Source organism: Pseudomonas sp. RIT-PI-o, from assembly GCF_001297215.1.
GTDB lineage: Bacteria > Pseudomonadota > Gammaproteobacteria > Pseudomonadales > Pseudomonadaceae > Aquipseudomonas > Aquipseudomonas moraviensis_A.
In genome coordinates this window covers 166,332-185,530 of the sequence record NZ_LHPA01000041.1, presented here as the reverse complement: position 1 = coordinate 185,530, position 19,199 = coordinate 166,332, and the positions used below count along the sequence as shown (strand labels likewise).

The following is a 19,199-nucleotide window of genomic DNA, read 5'->3' as shown; positions in this document are numbered from 1 at the left end:
CCGAATCCATAATCGACTGGTTTTTCAGGTCGACGTATAGCGCAAGACACCTCGGTCGGCCCTCTCTCCCTCCGGGAGAGGGCTGGGGTGAGGGGCTTCTTCTAGAGCCACTGCGCAGAATGCGAGCCCAACTCCATCGCCGGCAAATCCCACCGCACTGCCACCCCGCTGATCTGCACCGGCACGCGCAACCTCCGCGCCGGGCCCCACGCTGTGTGCTCAAGCGCCGAATCCTGATCCTGCACATCTTCGCCACGCAATGCTTCATCCGATCCCTGGCCATGCTCGACCAACAGCTTCGCCGTGCGCGCCAGCGACAGCCGCGCCGAACCCCCGCGACCTTTGGCCAGGCGTTCAGTCAGCAGCCTGATCGCACTCGCCGCCATCAGATACCCGGTCGCATGATCCAGCGCCTGCACTGGCAACGGCGTCGGTTTATCGCTGTGCTTCCAGCGCTGTCCGGCCTCGGCGATGCCGCTGCTCATCTGCACCAGGCTGTCGAAGCCCCTGCGGTTCTGCCACGGGCCGCTCCAGCCGTAGGCGTTGAGGCAGACATCGATCAGACCGGGCGCCAGTTGTCGACGGCGCTCAACACCAAAGCCAAGGTGTTCCAGAGCGTCGGCACGATAGCCGTGCAGCAGGATGTCGGCGTCTTGCAACAAACCTTCGAACACTGCGCGATCCGCTGGAGTCTGCAGGTCCAGCCGCGCGCAATGTTTGCCGACGGTCATTTCCGGAACCACGCCGGGTTCGTTCCAGCTCGGCGGATCGATGCGCAGCACATTGGCGCCCAATCCGGCGAGCAAGCGGCTGGCGGTGGGGCCGGCGAGCACGCGGGTCAGATCGAGCACCTTGATCCCGGCCAGTGGTCGCGCGATCGAACCTTGCCATTCGGCGCGGTGCTCGTCTGTCTGCGCAATGAAATGCACCAACGGCTCAGCATTCACTGCCAGCCCTTGCGGGTGCTGCTGCCACTGCGCCCAACTGCGCATTTCAGCGGCGCAACCCTGGGCGTCGACCACCGCTTGTTCCAGATCCGTACTTGCCCATTGCGCAACTTTCGCCGCCATTGCTGCACGGTCGGCGCAGGCGCCAAGCACCCGTTCAGCGGCGGCGCGGTGATGCGGGGCGTTGGTGTGCAGGCGGATCCAGCCGTCCCGGGTGGCATAGTCGCCGGCGACCGGATCCCACAGCGGCGGCACTTGCCAGCCGATCGGGCGCAGCGAGGTGGAGAACCAGAACGAGGCCAGACGTCGATCGACCGCAACGGCGGGCATGTCACCGGTCTGCTGGTGAAGCAATTCGCTGACCGCTTGCCCGGCAACGGCAATGCTGGCGCAGGCCAGCTCGGTGACCGCGAACGCCGAGGGCAGCGCGTCGTCACCGTTGAAGGGGATTGGCGTGCGCGGCAGGTCGAGTGCGGTCTGGATGGACGTAAGCAGATCAGTCATCGAAGCCCTCCTGAGCGAGAGGGGGATGATAGTGCAAAAAAATCGCGGTTTGGATGAAACCAGGATGTGAACCCGTTCCCTGTGGGGGCGAGCCTGCTCGCGAAGGCGTCGTGTCAGTCAACACTGATGTTGGATATGACGACCTCTTCGCGAGCAGGCTCGCTCCCACAGGGATTTATGCTGGATTGTTACACGCGGAACTGATCCATCAATTTCATCTGCTGGCTCGCCAGGCTGTTGAGCTGGCTGCTGATCGCCGCTGATTCCGTAGCCTGTTCGGTCAGGGTTTCGGTGACGGTGCGAATCGCCGAGACGTTGCGGTTGACCTCTTCGGCCACTGCGCTCTGCTCTTCGGCAGCACTGGCGATCTGCAGGTTCATGTCGCTGATCACCGTCACCGCGTCGCTGATCTTGCCCAGTGCATCGACCGCCTGACGAATCTGCCCGGCGTTGTTGTGCGCCTGGGTCTGGCTCGAGTGCATGGTCGCGACCACGCCACGGGTGCCGGTCTGGATGCGCTCGATGACCACGCGGATTTCTTCCACCGAATCCTGCGTTCGCTTGGCCAGGTTGCGCACCTCGTCAGCGACCACGGCAAAGCCGCGACCGCTTTCGCCTGCGCGGGCGGCTTCGATAGCAGCGTTGAGGGCCAGCAGGTTGGTCTGTTCGGCGATGCTGCGGATCACTTCCAGCACCGAGCCGATCTGCTCGCTGTTGACCGCCAGCGCTTCGACTTCGGTCACCGCTTTGCTGACTTCATCGGCCAGTTGATTGATGTCGCGGGTGCTGCGTTCGATGATCGCCATGCCGTCCTTGGCCGACTGGTCGGCACCTTTGGCCGCATTGGCGGCGTTCGAGGCACTGTTGGCGACATCGTGGGCGGTGGCGCTCATTTCGTTGGACGCGGTGGCGACCTGATCGATTTCGCGGAACTGCACCTGCATGCCTTCGCTGGTCTGCCGGGCAATTTCCGAAGACTGGTCAGCCGTGCCACGGGCTTCGGTGATGCTCTGTTTGATCTGCGCGATGGTCGGCTGCAGCTTGTCGAGAAAGCGGTTGAACCAGTTCACCAGCTCGCCCAGTTCATCCTTTTTACTGTAGTCCAGACGCTGGGTCAGATCGCCTTCGCCACTGGCAATGTTCTTCAGCATTTCGGCGACGCTGTTGATCGGACGGGTGACCCCGGAGGCGGTGAGCCAGATCAGCAGCAGGCCGACCAGACCGGCCACCACGGCGACCAGCAGAGCAGTGATCACGCCGGTTTCCTGTGCATCATCCAGCACCGCTTGCAGCTTCACCGAGTCAGCCAGCAGCACTTGTTTGGGCAGGTCGATGACCACGCCCCACGCGCGCGAATTGCCGATCGGATCAACCGGGTAAACCGCGCGAATCAGCTCGCCCTGTTCAAGAATTTTCGCCGTGCCGCTGCCGACCAGTTGCAGAACATCCTTGCCGTCCGCGCCGAGGGTGTCACTGATCTTTTTGCCGACCCGCGTCGCGTCAGCACTGTCGGCCGCCAGCACGCCGCTGCCGGAAACGATCAGCATATGCCCGGCGTTGTTGAACAGGCTGCGTTGCGAGTCGACGGCGGCGGCTTGCAGCGCGTCGAGGGCGATGTCGACACCGACCACGCCGATCGCTTTGCCGTCGACCATCACTGGCACGGAAATGGTCGTCATGAGCATTTCCTTGCCACCGACGGTGTCGGCATACGGGTCGAGCAGGCAGGTGCGCTTGTTGTCGCGAGGGCAGGTGTACCAACTGTTGTACGGCGTGCCGCTGACGCTGAGGGTGGTCTTGGTCAGGTCATCTTCGACCATGATCGTATTCAGCGCGGCGCCGGCGGCACGGCTCCAGTAGGAGGCGAAGCGCCCGGCCTCGTTGGATTGCCGCGCGGCGTCGTTGGCGAACTCGCTGTCCTTGCCGTCGAGGCCGTTGGGTTCGAAGGCCAGCCAGATACCGAGGACTTTATCGTTGCGCTCGAACGCGGTTTTCAGGCTCTGGTTCAACTCTTCACGAACCGCGCCTGGTTCGAGTGAACGCTTGGCCGCCATCGTCCGCAGATCCTTGATCTGATCGGCGAGGGCGGTGACCACCAGCAGGCTTTCACCAAAGGTTTTCTGCACCCGCACTGCCTGTTCGGCGGCCTTGGCCTGCAGCAGGTTCTGCACGCTGGCAGTGAGCAACTGGTTGCTGGATTGACTGACCAGTTCGTCGTTCTGGTTGGTCTGGTAGATGTTCATGCTGACAATCAGCGCCACCACTCCGAGCAGGCACAGGCCGGAGAGCAGGACGATTTTCAGGCGAATGGACAGAGCGTCGAACATGGGGCGATCTCGCGAATGGAAAGAAACAGGTGGCTGGGCCTGAGGCCCGGTTTGCCAAATCCATTCAGCGCCATGCAATGCTCATCGGCGTCGAGCGAGACGGCATGAGGCGCTCGCCGACGGACGGTCGCCGCTAAACGTTTGCGCAGGGGGAAGTGCTGAAAAATCTTTAATTACAGGGATGCTTCGCGACAGCAGCGGGCGTTTCCGGGCGCGACCAGATCCACAGATTGCCCAGGCCCATGCCGACCATTGCCAGATAGATCGGCCAGCCGTGATCGAGCAGCACCAGCATCAATGTTGCGCATAGCAGCATGCTCACGGTGGCACTGACCTTGGCCTTGCGCGCGATGATCTTGCCGTTGCGCCAGTTACTGAGGATCGGTCCGAACAGACGATGGTTTTCCAGCCAGGCACTCAGGCGTGGCGAACTGCGGGTCGCGGCCCACGCGGCAAGGAGGATGAACTCGGTGGTCGGCAGACCGGGCACGACGATGGCGATCAGGCCAATGCCGAGACTGACATAGGCCAGCAGGGCGAACAGCAGACGGGCGAGTTTCGAAGAGGCGGGTGCGGGCATGGGCTCGAGGTGGCTTCTGGAGCGGAACGGAGATCTTACAGACTTACGCAGCCCCCTGTAGGAGTGAGCCTGCTCGCGATAGCAATGTATCAGTCGACATCGATGTTGAATGAAAGGACGCTATCGCGAGCAGGCTCACTCCTACAGAGGGAAATGGCGGTGTGTCAGGCAGGTTCGGCTTCTGTCGCATAAACCCGTTCCAGCAGCACGGTGAAGCGGTTGAACGCGTCCAGCGCGCCTTGCTCCACTTCGGCCTCTTCCTCTGCCGTGAACGGCAACGCGTCGAGGGTGCGCACAAAGCTTTTCCAGCCCTCGGCGCGCCCACCTTGCGGTTCAGCCAAATGCCGGGCGCCGAAGGTTTCGCTCAGATCGAGCGCCACGGCGCGCTTGATCAGGAACGCCGCGCCGAGTTTGGAACCCTCCGACACGAAGATCCAGCCCAGCGCCCGCGCCTTGCTCGGGTTTTTCAACGCGCCAGCCACTGGGGCCGGGACGTCGGTATCGAGGTCGGCGAGGTCAGCCTTGGCCGCTTCGGCGCGGCAACGGGCCGGCAGGTCAGGGACGATCGCAGTCAGTTCAGCGTCGTTGTACAGCTCGACCAGTTCCGCCTGGAACAGGTATTGCGCGACGACGAAACGGGCGAAGCTGGCGCGACTTTCGAACGGCGCGTGGGCTTTGACCAGCGCGTCGAGTTTACTGTGCGGCTCATGGGTGATCTGGTTCAGGCGTTGCGAACGCAGGGCTTTTTCCGAGGCAGTCATGGGGTGTCCTTGATAAATGAGGCGCTTGATAACAAGACGTACGGGCGGGCGCCGGACAGTAAAAAAACTCACTGCGCCGTTAAGCGCAGTGAGGCCGGGCCGATCAGATGTCCCAGATCAGATTGATCGCGAAGTTGCGTCCCGGTTGGGTCAGGCGATCGAGGTTGGCCGGTTGCGTCACCGAGGCTTCGCCGACGCTGTCGTAACCGCGCACGTCGTCCCACAGCCAGTATTTTTTGTCGGTGAGGTTGTAGATGCCGCCGCTGACGGTGACGTCGTCGCTAACCTTGTAATAGCCGGCCAGATCGAGAATGCCGAAGCCCGGGGTCTTGAACTGACTGCTGACGCCGTCCGGCGATTTGAAGTTGCTGTCGTCGACACGGTCCTTTTTCTTCACCACGGTCCAGCTCAGCAGGCCGCCGTAATGATCCTGGTCGTAACCGAGGCCGAAGACGCCGGTGAGTGGGTTGACGCTGTTGATCGGTTCGCCGTTGTCGTTGTTGCGGCCGTAGGCGTAAGCGATCGAGCCCTGGGTATACAGGCCCTGCGGCGCACCGAATGCATCCAGGTTCAAACGACCTTTGACTTCCGCGCCCTTGATGGTGGCGCGCTTGATGTTGTTGCTCTGGAAGGTCAACTGATCGTCGCCCGGCTTGACTGCGTCTTCGTTGATGAAGTCGCGGTACTTGTTATAGAACACCGCGACGTCGAACGAACCCTGCTCGAAATTCCCGCGCAGGCCGGTTTCGAAGCCTTTGCTCTTTTCCGGCTCAAGGTCGGAGTTGGGCGCGACGGTGTAGCCGCTGGTGTTGTTCTCGAAACGCCCGTACAGCGCTTTCGCCGTCGGCGTGCGGAAGCCTTCGGCGTACTGGCCGTACCAGGTGTAGTGTTCCGTCAGCGCATAGGTCAGGCCGAATTTCGGCGAGACTTTGTGCCAGGTCTTGTTCTTGTCGCTGACCGTGCCCTGGCCGTCGGCGTTTACGGTGTTGAGGAACTCCTCAGTGATGTGCGGCTTGAGCTGGGTGTAGTCGTAGCGCAGACCCGGCAGGAAGGTCCAGTCGTTCCAGCTGATCTGATCCTGGGCAAACAGGCTGTAGGTGTTGATGGTCGGATCGGGGAAATCACTGGCCTTGGCCAGCACGTCCGCCGCGCTGGTCGCGCCAATCGCCGTGCAGCCGCGACCGACTGTCAGGCATGTGCCGTCGCCGCTGCGCGAGCCGGTGACTTTCTGCTGCTTGATCGTGGTGCCGTAAGTCAGCAGATGATCGGTATCACCGATGGCGAAAGCCTTGTCCAGTTGCGCGTCGAACACCCACTGTTTTTCCTGGTAGATCGTGTCGCGGGTACGCAGCACCCTGCGGGTCATCGGGAAGTAATCCTCTTCAGTGCTCTGGTCGGTCTTGGCGATCTGGTGATTGAGGCTCCACTTCACGTTATCTGCCAGCAGGCTGTCGAGGGCGAATGAATGTTCGATGCCGAAACGCTCGCGGGTGATGGTGTCGTTGCCAGTGCGCCACTGGTACATGCCGCCAGGCAGTACGCTGTCGGGGATGGTCGGGGCGCCGTTGAAGTACGGGCCGCCGTAGGCACTTTTCTGATCGGTGTCGCGGTCGTCCTTGTACTTTTCGTAGGTCAGGCCCAGGCGGGAATCGTCGTTGTAGTTCCAGCCGAGCTTGGCCAGCACGTTGGTCGCACGGACGTCTTCCGGGTTCGCCGCAGTGCGCGCAAGGCCAGTGCCGTTGTGGCTGCCGAAGGATTCGGTTTCGTGACCGTCGCGCTGACTGTAATGCAGCAGACCGTCGAACTCACCGCTGCGCCCGGCGACGGTGGCGGATTTCAGCCAGCTGTCGTCGGCGGAGCTGTAGCCGCTTTTCAAACGCGCGCCGACATCCTTGCCCGGTTTGATGATGTCGTCGGCGTCCAGCGTGTAATAGCTGACCGCGCCGCCGATGGCGTTGCTGCCGTACAGCACCGAGGCCGGGCCGCGGAGGATCTCCACGCGCTTGACGATTTCCGGGTCGACGTAATTGCGCTGGCTCTTGGCGTACGGACCGTTGAAGAACCCGTTGGGGATTTCCACGCCGTCGACCTGGGTCAGGATGCGGTCGCCGTCGATACCACGAATGTTATAGCCGCTGATGCCGCCACGCTGACCGGCACCGCCAACGGAAACGCCCGGCTCGTAGCGCACCAGATCCTTGATGGTGTTGACGTTGTTGCGGTCGAGCTCTTGGCGATCCTGCACGCTGACTGTCGAAGGCACGCTGTTGACCGACTGTTCCTGACGCGTCGCGCTGATCGTCACCTGATCGAGATTCAGCGTTCCGATGCTGCCGCGTTTTTCCAGCACGACGTTGTTGCTGCTCAGCTTGCGGAAGCTCAGGTTGGTCCCCACCAACAGGCGCTCGAGGGCTTTCTCTGGTGGGAGCGAACCGCGCACGCCGGGCGACGAAACGTTCTGACCCAGCTCTGCCGGCAAGCCGACCTGCCAACCGGTCACGGCGGTAAAGGCATTCAGCGCTGAAACCAGCGGTTGCTGGCCGATGGCGAACGCGTAGTCGCCCATGTTGCGCGCTGGTTGCTCGGTGGCTGCGAGCAGCGGCGCGGTGCCGGCCATGAGAATCGCCGCAGTCAGCAGCGACAGTACGCGGGAAGGGGAGGAAGTCTGGCGGGTAAGGCGTGAGGACATCGATAGCGCTCCGTGTCGCACGAATCTTTATAGGTGCTGATCGGCATGGTTAGATGCGAATCAATTGCATTGGCTATAACGAGACGTACTGCCGTTGGCTATCGAGTAAAAATAATTCTCATTCAGTTCAAGATCACCAGCGCGGGGAATTCCTGCAGGCGCGCCGAGGTGATGTGGGCGAGGGAGCGCACCACGTCGAGCGGCTGGTCGAGACGGTAATTGCCGGTGACGGCGACGTCGGCCAGTTGTTCGTTGTTGTTGATGATCCAGCCCGGGTAGTAGCGGCGCAGCTCGGCCAGCACCTGATTGAGCGGACAGTTCTCGAACACCAGACGGCCTTCAATCCACGCCAGATCTGCATTGGCGTCGAGCTTGGCCGGACGATCAAATCCGTTGGGACCGATCCGAATGCTTTCCCCGGCACGCAAGCGCACGCGGGCATCGTTGTGGGTGGCGCGTAGATCGACATCGCCACGCTGCACATTCACCTGCGCGACCCCGTCGAGGTAGCGAACGGCGAATGCGGTGTCGTGCACACTGGCCGTTACCGGCCCCGCATCGATTTCCAGCGGCTGATTGCGCCCGCTGGCGATCTCGAAAAACGCCTCGCCCTGAAACAGCCGGGCCACGCGTTGCTGGTCATTAATGGTGCTGGAGAATGCCGAATTGGTGTTCAGCAGCACTTTCGAGCCGTCCTCCAATTGCAGGCGCTGGCGCTCGCCGACCACGGTCAGGTGATCGGCCTGCAGGCGCATCGGCAGGTTGCTGAAACTGAACAGACCGAGGATCAACACCGCAGCGCTGGCCAGCGGTTTCCAGTGCGGACGCAGACGTTGCAGGACAGTGACTTTCGCCGGTTTCGCTGCCAGGGCCTGGGCGCACAGCACCACCTGCGGGCCATCCCAGATCGCCTGGGCCTTGGCGAAAACTTCGGCATTCAACGGATCCGCCGCCAGCCAGGCATGAAATTGCCGGGTCTGTTCCTCGTCCGGGCTGCCGAGCACGATGAGCCAGTCCAGCGCCTGGTCCATTGCTGCTGCAGCGTCCCGCGCCGAATCGGGCGAAGGCGGGCGGTGGGTGTCCGTCACGGTGGTTCCTCAAGGCTTCTGGCGAAGCAGTTTCCAGCTTCAAGCTGCAAGCTGCAAGCCGGATGCGTTACTGCTTTTTGCTTTTACTTGCAGCTTGCTGCTCAAAGCTTGCCGCTGCTGTCATGTCGTTCGGCAACGCCGATGCAAATCGACATGATCAGTTTCAGCTCCTTCTGCACAGTGCTCAGCGACACCTTCAGTTCATCGGCGATTTCCTGATAGCTGTGCCCGTGCAGGCGGCTGAGGATGAAGATCTGCTGCTGGCGCGGGCTGAGTTGACTGAGGCTCACGTTCAAACGCTCCAGCAGTTGTTCGGCATGGGCGGCGTCTTCGGCGCTGCTGGCCGGTGCGGCGATGCTCTGCACCACGTCCTGCGGCACGTCATCGACCATGGTTCGCGCATGGATCTTGCGCGCACGCAAATGGTCCAGTGCCAGGTTACGCGCGGTCTGGAAGACAAAGGGTTCAAGGTGATCGATGGCCCGCTCGCTCAACGCGCGGGTCACGCGCAGGTAAGTCTCCTGCAACAGGTCCTCAGCAGTGCTGTGATTGTTGACCATCCGTTCCAGCGTGCGCAGCAGGGAAGTGCGCTGGGCGAGGAAGACGTGGTTGAAGCGCGATTGACTCACGGGAGGACCTGATCCATTTCGAGCGAATGATAATGCTTATCATCTGGCTGAATGGTCAAGTGCTGATTTCATCGATTGCAATGCATATCCCTGTGGGAGCGAGCCTGCTCGCGAAGGCGTCGTGTCAGTCAATTCCATATCGACTGACAGAAAGCTTTCGCGAGCAGGCTCGCTCCCACAGGTTTGGGGATACCCGCAATTATTCCGCGTTACACAACGCCAGGCAGTTATCCAGCATGCGGTTGGAGAAGCCCCATTCGTTGTCGTACCAGGCCAGCACCTTGAGCAACTTGCCGCTGACTTTGGTGTGGTTGGCGTCGAAGATCGACGACAGCGGGTTGTGGTTGAAGTCGCTGGAAACCAGCGGCAAGGTGTTGTAGCCGAGAATCTTCGAGTGCTGGCTGGCCGCTTTCAGCAGGGCGTTGACTTCGTCGGCACTGGCTTCTTTCTTCAGTTGCACGGTGAGGTCGACCAGCGACACGTTGATCACCGGTACGCGCACAGCCATGCCGGTCAATTTGCCCGCCAGTTCCGGCAGCACCAGGCCTACCGCTTCGGCTGCGCCGGTCTTGCTCGGGATCATGTTCTGCGTGGCGGAACGGGCGCGGTACGGGTCGCTGTGATAGACGTCGGTGAGGTTCTGGTCGTTGGTGTAGGCGTGGATGGTGGTCATCAGACCGCTCTCGATGCCCAGCTCGCGATGCAGCACCTGCGCCACTGGCGCGAGGCAGTTGGTGGTGCACGAAGCGTTGGAGATGATCTGGTGCGACTGGCGCAGAATGTCGTGGTTGACGCCGTAAACGACGGTGGCATCGGCGCCTTTGGCCGGGGCCGAGATGATCACTTTGCGGGCGCCGGCGCTGATGTGCGCGGCGGCTTTGGCACGGTCGGTGAACAGACCGGTGCATTCGAAGACCACGTCGATCTTTTCCGCGGCCCATGGCAGGTCGGCCGGGTTGCGAATGGCGCTGACCGCGATGCGGTCGCCATTGACCGTCAGGCTTTCGTTATCGTGGGCCACTTCGGCGTCGAACGTGCCGTGGACGGTGTCATATTTGAGCAGATGGGCATTGATCGAACTGTCACCCAGATCGTTGATCGCGACGATCTGCAGGTCTTGACGATAGCCTTGGGTATACAGTGCGCGCAGGACATTACGGCCGATGCGGCCAAAACCATTGATTGCGATTCGAAGAGTCATGGAACAGCGCCGCCGTCGTTTTGTTGTTGGAATTACAAGATTATTCGCATAAAAATAGAAAACAAGCCTTTTTAGTGGCAATATTTTGTTTTATCTACAACGAGTGACCTGAATCAACTGGTCCGAATGGTCAAAAAAGCCGTCTGTCATTCCAACAACAACGGCGTTTGACCAGCATAGACAATCAGGTCGCCACATCCGTTAGCCTGGAGTTCTACACATGCATCCCCGCGTTCTTGAGGTCACCGAACGGCTTATCGCCCGCAGCCGCGCCACGCGTCAGGCTTACCTTGCACTGATTCGCGGCGCCGCCACCGACGGCCCGATGCGCGGCAAGCTGCAATGCGCCAACTTCGCCCACGGCGTGGCCGGGTGCGGCACGGAAGACAAGCACAGCCTGCGGATGATGAACTCGGCAAATATCGCCATTGTGTCTTCGTATAACGACATGCTTTCGGCGCATCAGCCATACGAAGTTTTCCCACAACAGATCAAGAACGCCCTGCGCGAGATCGGCTCGGTCGGCCAGTTCGCCGGCGGCACTCCGGCGATGTGTGACGGCGTGACCCAGGGCGAGCCGGGCATGGAACTGAGCCTGCCAAGTCGCGAAGTGATCGCCATGTCGACCGCCGTGGCGCTGTCGCACAACATGTTTGATGGCGCGCTGATGCTCGGCATCTGCGACAAGATTGTTCCGGGCCTGATGATGGGCTCGCTGCGCTTCGGTCATTTGCCAACGATCTTTGTCCCGGGCGGGCCGATGGTTTCGGGGATTTCCAACAAGGAAAAAGCCGACGTCCGCCAGAAGTACGCCGAAGGCAAGGCCACCCGTGAAGAGCTGCTGGAATCGGAGATGAAGTCCTACCACAGCCCGGGCACCTGCACGTTTTACGGCACCGCCAACACCAATCAGTTGCTGATGGAAGTCATGGGCCTGCACTTGCCGGGCGCGTCTTTCGTCAACCCGAACACACCGCTGCGCGACGCGCTGACCCGCGAAGCCGCGCATCAGGTCACGCGCCTGACCAAGCAGAACGGCAACTTCATGCCGATCGGCGAAATCGTCGACGAGAAGGCGCTGGTCAACTCCATCGTTGCCCTGCACGCCACTGGCGGATCGACCAATCACACCCTGCACATGCCGGCCATCGCCATGGCCGCGGGCATTCAACTGACCTGGCAAGACATGGCCGACCTCTCCGAAGTCGTGCCGACCCTGAGCCACGTCTACCCGAACGGGAAAGCTGATATCAATCACTTCCAGGCCGCCGGCGGCATGTCGTTCCTGATTCGCGAACTGCTCGGCGCCGGTCTGCTGCACGAAGACGTCAACACCGTGCTCGGTCATGGCCTGAGCCAGTACACCAAGGAACCGTTCCTCGATAACGGTGAGCTGGTCTGGCGCGAAGGCCCGACTGACAGCCTCGACGAAAACATCCTCCGTCCGGTGTCCCGTGCGTTCTCGCAAGAAGGCGGACTGCGGGTGATGGAAGGCAATCTCGGTCGCGGCGTGATGAAAGTGTCTGCCGTCGCGCTGGAAAACCAGATCGTCGAAGCACCGGCGATGGTCTTCCAGGATCAGCAGGATCTGGCCGATGCGTTCAAGGCCGGTCTGCTGGAGAAGGATTTTGTCGCGGTGATGCGCTTCCAGGGCCCGCGTTCCAACGGCATGCCGGAGCTGCACAAGATGACGCCGTTCCTCGGCGTGCTGCAGGATCGCGGCTTCAAAGTCGCGCTGGTGACCGATGGGCGCATGTCCGGCGCGTCGGGGAAAATCCCGGCGGCGATTCACGTCAGCCCCGAAGCTTATGTCGGTGGTGCTTTGGCGCGGGTGCAAGAGGGCGATATCATCCGCGTCGATGGCGTCAAAGGCACCTTGGAACTGAAGGTCGACGCCGCCGAATTTGCAGCGCGCGAACCTGCCAAGGGCCTGTTGGGCAACAACATTGGCAGCGGCCGCGAGCTGTTTGGCTTCATGCGCATGGCCTTCAGCTCGGCGGAGCAGGGCGCCAGCGCCTTCACTTCTGCCCTGGAGACGCTTAATTGAAACTGGCTTTGGTCGGTGACATCGGAGGCACCAACGCGCGTTTCGCGTTGTGGCAAAACCAGCAACTGCAATCGGTTCAGGTGCTGGCCACGGCCGACTTCGCCACGCCGGAAGAGGCGATCGGCCTGTACCTGAGCGGGCTTGGCCTGGCGCCGGGTTCAATCGGTTCGGTGTGCCTGTCGGTGGCGGGACCGGTGAGCGGCGACGAATTCAAGTTCACCAACAATCACTGGCGGCTGAGTCGCAGCGCGTTCTGCAAGACCTTGCAGGTCGACCAATTGTTGCTGACCAACGACTTCTCGGCGATGGCACTGGGCATGACTCGTTTGCAGCCGGGCGAATTCCGCGTGGTCTGCGAAGGCACGCCGGAGCCGTTGCGCCCGGCGGTGGTGATCGGCCCGGGCACTGGCCTGGGTGTCGGCACCCTGCTCGATCTCGGCGGAGGTCGCTTTGCCGCGCTGCCGGGCGAGGGCGGCCACGTCGACCTGCCACTGAGCAGCCCGCGGGAAACGCAATTGTGGCAGCACATCCACAACGAGATCGGCCATGTCAGCGCGGAAACCGCATTGAGCGGCGGCGGCCTGCCGCGGCTGTACCGGGCGATCTGTGCGGTGGATGGCCATGAGCCGACGCTCGAGACGCCGGAAGCCATCACTGCCGCCGGCCTTGCCGGTGACCCGATTGCTCTGGAAGTGCTCGAGCAGTTCTGCTGCTGGCTCGGTCGCGTCGCTGGTAACAACGTGCTCACCACCGGCGCGCGCGGCGGCGTGTTTATCGTCGGTGGGGTGATTCCACGCTTCGCCGATTTCTTCCTCGAAAGCGGCTTCGCTCGCTGCTTCGCCGACAAGGGCTGCATGAGCGACTACTTCAAAGGCATCCCGGTGTGGCTGGTGACGGCACCGTACTCCGGCCTGGTGGGCGCCGGCGTAGCGCTGGATCAAGCAACTCGACCCTGAAATACGGTCAACTGTAGGAGTGAGCCTGCTCGCGATAGCGGTACATCAGTCAACGAATCCGTTGGATGTGAAACCGCTATCGCGAGCAGGCTCGCTCCCACAGTGGTTTTGTGGTGTTTGTAAAATCAGCGCTTAAGGCATAATCCGCCCCAACTCCAACAACAAGGATGCCTTCGAAGTGAGCTCAGTCAACAAGTCGATATTGTTGGTCGATGACGACCAGGAAATACGCGAGTTGCTGGAAACCTACCTGACCCGCGCCGGGTTTCGGGGGCGGCCCCCCGCCGATGGCGCCGGTTTTCGTCAGGCGCTCAACGAGGCGCCGAGCGATCTGGTGATCCTCGATGTCATGCTGCCCGACGAAGATGGCTTCAGCCTGTGCCGTTGGGTGCGTCAGCATCCCCGTCAGGCGCAGGTGCCGATCATCATGCTGACCGCCAGTTCCGACGAAGCCGACCGCGTGATCGGTCTCGAACTCGGCGCCGATGACTACCTCGGCAAACCGTTCAGCCCGCGCGAACTGCAAGCGCGAATCAAGGCTTTGCTGCGCCGTGCGCAATTCGCCCACGAACGCAGCGGCAGCGAAGTGCTGGCCTTTGACGACTGGCGCCTGGACACGGTCAGCCATCGGCTGTTCCACACTGACGGTGAAGAGGTGATCCTCTCCGGCGCCGATTTCGCCCTGCTGAAACTGTTCCTCGACCACCCGCAGCAAATCCTCGACCGCGACACCATCGGCAACGCCACCCGTGGCCGCGATCTGATGCCGCTCGATCGCATCGTCGACATGGCCGTCAGCCGTTTGCGCCAACGCCTGCGCGACACCGAAAAACCGCCACGGCTGATCCGCACCGTGCGTGGCAGCGGTTACCAGTTGGCAGCCAATGTGGTTGCCGGCAATGCTCACTGAGTCACTGCGCAAGTTCGCCAACCGCATTCCGGTGCCGCGTTCGCTGCTCGGGCGGATGTTGCTGCTGACCCTGCTGGCGGTGCTGTTCGCACAGACGCTGTCGAGTGTGATCTGGGTTTCGCAGTTGCGCGCCACCCAGCTCGAAGGCCTGGTCACCAGCGCCCGCAGCCTGGCCCATTCGATGACCGCCAGCGTCAGTTATTTCCGTTCCTTGCCGGTGGCCTATCGACCGCTGGTGCTCGATCAATTGCGCAGCATGGGCGGCACCCGGTTTGTCGTGACCCTCAACGACAAGCCCTTGGGCATGGACGTGCTGCCAGTGACGCCGCGCAAGGCCGCGGTGATGCAAGCGGTGGATGAAGTGCTGCGCCAGTCGCTGGGCCATGACACGGATATTTCGGTGACCTTCGTCAGTCCCGAAGACCTGCGCATTTTCAACGCCGGACTGAAACTCGATGAATTGCCGCGCTCCTGGGCGCACTACGCGTTGACGCTTGAACCGGTGAACCCGCCGGTGCTGGTCACTCAAATTCAGATGGCCCCGGGCGAGTGGTTGTACATCGCCTCGTTGCTGCCCGAGCCCTACACCAGTCTCGAAGAGCAAGGCCTGCCGGCGCAGCAGGTGTGGTTCATCGTCCTGACCAGCGGCTTTCTGTTGTTGTTCATCGGCCTGCTCGTGCACTGGCAGAGCCGGCCGCTCAAGCGTCTGGCGCGGGCAGCGCGGGATCTGTCGCTGGGCGCCGACGTCGAGCCAGTGGCGGAGGGCGGCGGCAGTGAAGTGGTGGAGGTCGGGCGCGCGTTCAACACCATGCGCGAACGCATCAGCCGCTACCTGACCGAGCGCAGCCAGTTGTTCAGCGCGATTTCCCACGACTTGCGCACGCCGATCACCCGCTTGCGTTTGCGCGTCGAGCTGCTCGAGGACGAACAGCTGCAAGCCAAGTTCGGCCGCGATCTGGATGAGCTGGAGCTGCTGGTCAAAGGCGCGTTGCAATGCGTGAAAGACACCGACATCCACGAGAACATCGAGCCGGTGGATCTCAACCATGTCCTCGATTGTCTGGTCGAGCCGTACCTGGCGCCGAATGGCAACGGTCGCGTAACCCAGCATGGGCGCGCGCTGTCGGCGTATCCGGGCAAGCCGCTGGCGCTCAAGCGCTGCATCGGCAACCTGATCGACAACGCCTTGAAGTATGGACAGAACGCGCACCTGCACATTGATGACGATGACAGTGCGTTTGTTTTGCACGTCGACGATGAAGGGCCGGGCGTGCCGCAGCAGCGGTTGGAGCAGGTGTTCGAACCGCACTTCAGGTTGGCGGGGCAGCAGCAGGGTTATGGGTTGGGTCTTGGCATTGCGCGCAATATTGCCCATAGCCATGGCGGGGAAGTGACGTTGCAGAATCTGCGTGAGGGTGGGTTGCGGGTGACGTTGCAGTTGCCTCGGTCTGTGGATTAACCCCGAAGAGCCCCTCACCCTAGTCCTCGCCCGGAGGGAGAGGGGACCGATTGGGGGATATTTGAGGGATACCCCGACCTGAACGTGCGATGTCGAATCCAGAGTCGATCCGGTGCATTGCCCAATCCATAATCGACTCGATGGTTCAGGTCGACGGAGGACGCAAGACACCTCGGTCGGCCCCCTCTCCCTCCGGGAGAGGGCTGGGGTGAGGGTGCTTTTGCTCTTCTATTTTGTCACAAGGCAGTGACAAACCCCGTCCCCTTCGTTACAAGCCCGCCCCGGCCCGTTGTTTAGACTGCCCGCAGTCCTAACAACAAAAAAGGGTCACTCCATGGACACCTTTCACCCAGACTTCAGCAGTTGGCTGAATGCCCCTGCCCACCAGCAATGGCTTGCCGCCGAAGGCCTGCGTCTGCTGGATTTTGCCAAGGCCTCGAAGCTGCCGGAAGGTTTCGGCAATCTCGACGAGCGCGGCCGTCTGCCGGCGCACGCGCAAGCCGAAACCATGAACACCGCGCGCATGACCCACAGCTTCGCCATGGCCCACATTCAGGGGCTGCCGGGGTTCGCCGAGCTGATCGATCACGGCATCGCCGCCCTGCGCGGGCCGCTGCGTGATGCGTTGCACGGCGGCTGGTTTGCAGTCGCCGGGCACCGCGATGACAACACCGGCAAGAACGCCTACCTGCACGCTTTTGTCGCCCTCGCCGCCAGTTCCGCCGTGGTTGCACAACGGCCCGGCTCCCAGGCCTTGCTCGATGATGCGATCGACATCATCGACACCTATTTCTGGAGCGAAGAAGAGGGCGCCATGCGCGAATTCTTCAATCGCGACTGGGGCGAAGAAGAAGCCTATCGCGGCGCCAACAGCAACATGCACGCCACCGAAGCATTCCTCGCGCTGGCCGATGTCACCGAAGATCCGCGCTGGCTGGTGCGTGCTCAGCGCATCGTTGAGCGGGTGATCCACGGTCACGCGGCGGCCAATGATTACATGGTCATCGAACACTTCGATCGTGACTGGCAGCCGCTGCGCGACTACAACCACGACAATCCTGCTGACGGTTTCCGTCCGTATGGCACCACGCCGGGCCACGGTTTCGAGTGGGCACGATTGCTTCTGCACCTCGAAGCCGCGCGGGGGCAGGCGGGTATGCTCACGCCGGGCTGGCTGGCCCTTGATGCGCAAAAGCTGTTTGAAAACAATTGCCGCCACGGCTGGGATGTCGATGGTGCGCCGGGCATCGTCTACACCCTCGACTGGGATAACCAGGCCGTCGTTCGCCATCGCCTGCACTGGACGCATGCCGAAGCCAGCGCCGCTGCCAGTGCCTTGCTCAAACGCACCGGCGACGCGCAATACGAAACCTGGTACCGACTGTTCTGGGAATTCTGTGAGACGAATTTCATCGACCGCTGCAACGGCAGTTGGCACCACGAACTCAATCCGCAGAATGTGCCCAGTGCCGATATCTGGCCGGGCAAGCCCGATCTGTATCACGCCTGGCAGGCTGTGCTGATTCCGCGGTTGTCGCTGGCGCCGAGCATGGCCACGGCTTTGGCGCGGTTATCTCAGCCTGTTCCTGTGTAACCATGTCGTGACATTTACGCGTCCCTTCGTTACCTGCGAAGCGAAACGCTCTGTTTAAACTCCGTGCAGCGCAAGCACCAGACTTGCAATGCATAACAACAAGAAAGGTACATCTCGAATGAATGCGATTTCTCGCCTCGCTACTGTCATTTCTGTCGCCTCCCTGTTCCCGCTCGCAATCCTGCCGCTCAGTGTCTCCGCTGCCGACTCCAAAGGTTCGGTCGAAGTCGTGCACTGGTGGACCTCCGGTGGCGAAAAAGCCGCCGTCGATGTGCTCAAGGCCCAAGTCGAAAAAGACGGTTTCACCTGGAAGGACGGCGCTGTCGCCGGTGGTGGCGGTGCGACTGCCATGACCGTGCTGAAGAGCCGCGCCGTCGCCGGCAACCCGCCTGGCGTTGCCCAGATCAAAGGTCCGGACATCCAGGAATGGGCGTCGACCGGTCTGCTCGACACCGACGTTTTGAAAGACGTCGCCAAGTCGGAAAAGTGGGACAGCCTGCTCGACAAGAAAGTCTCCGATACCGTGAAGTACGACGGTGATTACGTGGCCGTGCCGGTGAACATTCACCGTGTGAACTGGCTGTGGATCAACCCGGAAGTCTTCAAGAAAGCCGGCATCACCAAGAATCCAACCACCCTCGAAGAGTTCTACGCCGCCGGCGACAAGCTGAAAGCCGCGGGCTTCATTCCGCTGGCCCACGGCGGTCAGCCTTGGCAGGACAGCACCGTGTTCGAAGCCGTGGTGCTCTCGGTCATGGGCGTGGATGGCTACAAGAAAGCCCTGGTCGATCTCGACAACAAGGCGCTGACCGGCCCGGAAATGGTCAAGGCGCTCACCGAGCTGAAGAAAGTCGCGACCTACATGGACGCTGACGGCAAAGGCCAGGACTGGAACCTCGAAGCGGCCAAGGTCATCAACGGCAAGGCCGGCATGCAGATCATGGGTGACTGGGCCAAGTCCGAATGGACCGCCGCCAAGAAAGTCGCCGGCAAGGACTACGAGTGCGTAGCGTTCCCGGGCACCGACAAGGCGTTCACCTACAACATCGACTCGCTGGCCGTGTTCAAGCAGAAGGACGCAGGCACTGCGGCCGGTCAGCAGGACATCGCCAAAGTCGTGCTGGGTGAGAACTTCCAGAAAGTCTTCAGCATCAACAAAGGCTCGATTCCGGTGCGCAATGACATGTTGAACAACATGGACAAGCTCGGCTTCGATTCCTGCGCACAGACCTCTGCCAAGGACTTCCTCGCGGACGCCAAGTCCGGCGGCCTGCAACCAAGCATGGCGCACAACATGGCAACCACGCTGGCGGTGCAGGGCGCGTTCTTTGACGTAGTCACCAACTACATCAACGACCCGAAAGCCGACCCGGCCGATGCCGCGAAGAAATTGGGCGCGGCAGTTCAGTCGGCCAAGTAATGCTTGGCCCCTGTAGGAGTGAGCCTGCTCGCGATAGCAATCTGTCAGCCACCGTCTGAGTGACTGACACACCGCAATCGCGAGCAG

General features: G+C 61.7%; 14 protein-coding genes and 1 pseudogene. 6 read left to right on the top strand and 9 right to left on the bottom strand.

Annotated features, from left to right (window positions below):
• Positions 1-101: 101 nt before the first annotated feature.
• From AEQ63_RS23160 to gap, 9 genes and pseudogenes are all read right to left on the bottom strand, one after another.
• A complete protein-coding gene (locus AEQ63_RS23160) occupies positions 102-1,451 on the bottom strand; it encodes a CoA transferase (protein ID WP_064364992.1) in 1,350 nt (449 codons plus the stop codon).
• A gap of 188 nt (positions 1,452-1,639) precedes the next feature.
• Positions 1,640-2,395, bottom strand: a complete 756-nt coding sequence (locus tag AEQ63_RS29400; protein ID WP_376779074.1) for a methyl-accepting chemotaxis protein — start codon at positions 2,393-2,395, stop codon at positions 1,640-1,642.
• A gap of 102 nt (positions 2,396-2,497) precedes the next feature.
• Positions 2,498-3,505 (bottom strand): annotated as a pseudogene (locus AEQ63_RS29395) (PDC sensor domain-containing protein); the annotation flags it as partial.
• 442 nt (positions 3,506-3,947) lie between these two features.
• Entirely contained in the window at positions 3,948-4,358 is a 411-nt protein-coding gene (locus tag AEQ63_RS23150) for a YbaN family protein (RefSeq protein ID WP_064364987.1), read from the bottom strand.
• Positions 4,359-4,522: 164 nt separating this feature from the next.
• Complete coding sequence (locus tag AEQ63_RS23145; RefSeq protein WP_064364985.1) at positions 4,523-5,119, bottom strand: biliverdin-producing heme oxygenase; 597 nt, start codon at positions 5,117-5,119, stop codon at positions 4,523-4,525.
• 103 nt (positions 5,120-5,222) lie between these two features.
• On the bottom strand, positions 5,223-7,808 hold the full coding sequence (locus AEQ63_RS23140) for a TonB-dependent receptor (RefSeq protein ID WP_064364982.1): 2,586 nt from the start codon (positions 7,806-7,808) through the stop codon (positions 5,223-5,225).
• 122 nt (positions 7,809-7,930) lie between these two features.
• Positions 7,931-8,896 carry a FecR family protein gene (locus AEQ63_RS23135; RefSeq protein WP_064364981.1) on the bottom strand — a complete coding sequence of 322 codons (966 nt, stop codon included), beginning with the start codon at positions 8,894-8,896 and terminating at the stop codon, positions 7,931-7,933.
• A gap of 101 nt (positions 8,897-8,997) precedes the next feature.
• Positions 8,998-9,525, bottom strand: coding sequence for an RNA polymerase sigma factor (locus AEQ63_RS23130; RefSeq protein ID WP_042607266.1), 528 nt, complete (start codon positions 9,523-9,525; stop codon positions 8,998-9,000).
• Between the two features lie 199 nt (positions 9,526-9,724).
• Positions 9,725-10,726 carry a type I glyceraldehyde-3-phosphate dehydrogenase gene (gene gap, locus AEQ63_RS23125; protein WP_016773526.1) on the bottom strand — a complete coding sequence of 334 codons (1,002 nt, stop codon included), beginning with the start codon at positions 10,724-10,726 and terminating at the stop codon, positions 9,725-9,727.
• A 220-nt stretch (positions 10,727-10,946) separates the two neighbouring features.
• Here gap and edd point away from each other — a divergent pair, with 220 nt between their 5' ends.
• From edd to AEQ63_RS23095, 6 genes are all read left to right on the top strand, one after another.
• Complete coding sequence (gene edd, locus AEQ63_RS23120) at positions 10,947-12,773, top strand: phosphogluconate dehydratase (RefSeq protein ID WP_016773527.1); 1,827 nt, start codon at positions 10,947-10,949, stop codon at positions 12,771-12,773.
• Positions 12,770-13,729, top strand: coding sequence for a glucokinase (locus tag AEQ63_RS23115; protein ID WP_042607265.1), 960 nt, complete (start codon positions 12,770-12,772; stop codon positions 13,727-13,729). Before edd ends, AEQ63_RS23115 begins: the two co-directional genes overlap by 4 nt.
• 178 nt (positions 13,730-13,907) lie before the next feature.
• Positions 13,908-14,639 carry a response regulator gene (locus AEQ63_RS23110; RefSeq protein ID WP_064364979.1) on the top strand — a complete coding sequence of 244 codons (732 nt, stop codon included), beginning with the start codon at positions 13,908-13,910 and terminating at the stop codon, positions 14,637-14,639.
• Complete coding sequence (locus AEQ63_RS23105) at positions 14,629-16,098, top strand: ATP-binding protein (RefSeq protein WP_016773530.1); 1,470 nt, start codon at positions 14,629-14,631, stop codon at positions 16,096-16,098. Before AEQ63_RS23110 ends, AEQ63_RS23105 begins: the two co-directional genes overlap by 11 nt.
• 334 nt (positions 16,099-16,432) lie before the next feature.
• Positions 16,433-17,692 (top strand): D-mannose isomerase, encoded by a 1,260-nt coding sequence (locus tag AEQ63_RS23100; RefSeq protein ID WP_064364977.1) that lies wholly within the window; start codon positions 16,433-16,435, stop codon positions 17,690-17,692.
• 118 nt (positions 17,693-17,810) lie between these two features.
• Complete coding sequence (locus tag AEQ63_RS23095) at positions 17,811-19,112, top strand: ABC transporter substrate-binding protein (RefSeq protein WP_064364975.1); 1,302 nt, start codon at positions 17,811-17,813, stop codon at positions 19,110-19,112.
• The last annotated feature ends 87 nt before the right edge of the window (positions 19,113-19,199 follow it).